At 71.3% G+C, this 1,424-nt stretch carries 1 protein-coding gene; it reads left to right on the top strand.

The window, feature by feature from the left end:
• Positions 1-202 precede the first annotated feature (202 nt).
• The gene (locus ACFYVJ_RS34775) at positions 203-1,405 is read left to right on the top strand and encodes an IS110 family transposase (RefSeq protein ID WP_388900524.1); all 1,203 of its coding nucleotides are present in this window, start codon (positions 203-205) and stop codon (positions 1,403-1,405) included.
• Positions 1,406-1,424 lie beyond the last annotated feature (19 nt).

Below are 1,424 nucleotides of genomic sequence, written 5' to 3' on the forward strand. Positions count from 1 at the left end.
GCTCCGTAAGTTGTTGGGCGGCCCGGGGGGGCCGGGTGTGGCTGATACGTGCTTGCCTTCAATGGCTTCCGAGGAGTGGCCGCCCGGCTCTCCGGGGCGCCCTGGCTGCTGATTGAGATGTGCGCGTTGGTCGCTGATTACGGAGCTGACAGCGGGGTGCTCCTCGGGCCGGCGGCATGCTGTACGGAACGAGGAGGGGCGAGTGAGTGAGCGACAGGCCCGGGTCTGGGCCGGTATCGACGCGGGCAAGGGCCACCACTGGGCCGCGGTAGTCGACGACACCGGCGCCACGCTGTGGTCGAAGAAGATCGCCAACGACGAGTCGGCGATCCTGACCGCACTCGGCGAGATCCTGGAGCTGGCGGACGAGGTCCGCTGGGCGGTGGATATCTCCGGCACTGCATCGGCGCTGTTGCTGGCGCTGCTCGCGGCCCACGGCCAGCAGGCCGTCTACGTGCCCGGCCGCACGGTCAACCGCATGTCCGGCGCCTACCGGGGCGAGGCCAAGACCGATGCCCGCGACGCCTACGTCATCGCCGAAACCGCCCGGCACCGCCGGGACTTCGCCGCCATCGACGTGCCAGCCCAGCTCGCCGCCGACCTCGCCCTGCTGACCGCCCACCGCGCCGACCTCGTAGCCGACCGGGTGCGGATGATCAACCGCCTGCGCGACGTACTGACCGGCGTCTTCCCCGCGCTGGAGCGGGCCTTCGACTACAGCAACCACAAGGGCGCGCTCGTCCTTCTGACCGGCTACCAGACCCCCGCCGCGATCCGCGGTCGCGGTCGCGCCCGGCTCACGGCCTGGCTGGCCAACCGCGACGTCCGGGGCGCCGACGCGGTCGCGGCGACCGCCCTGGAAGCCGCGCAGGCCCAGCAGACCACGCTGCCCGGCGAGGACGTCGCCGCACAGATCGTCGCCGACCTGGCCGGGCAGATCCTGGCCCTGGACGACCGGCTCAAGCGCATCGACAAGCAGATCCGCGACACCTTCCGCAGCCACCCGCAGGCGGAGATCATCGAGTCCCTCCCCGGCATCGGCCCGATACTCGGCGCCGAATTCATCGTCGCCGCCGGCGACCTGACCGCCTACACGGACGCCGGGCACCTGGCCTCCGCGGCCGGGCTCGTGCCGGTCCCCCGCGACTCCGGACGCCGCACCGGCAACCTGCACCGGCCCAAGCGCTACAGCCGCCGCCTGCGACGGGTCTTCTACATGTCCGCGCAGACCAGCATCATCCGCGACGGCCCGAACCGGGACTTCTACCTCAAGAAGCGCGGCCAGGGCTGCAAACACGTCCAAGCCGTCATCGCCCTCGCCCGCCGACGGGCGAGCGTGTTGTGGGCGCTGCTGCGTGACGGACGGACCTTCACCCCCACCCCGCCGGTCACGCACACGGCTTGACTCCATCATTGAGACTCCT

Source organism: Streptomyces sp. NPDC004134, from assembly GCF_042874195.1.
GTDB lineage: Bacteria > Actinomycetota > Actinomycetes > Streptomycetales > Streptomycetaceae > Streptomyces.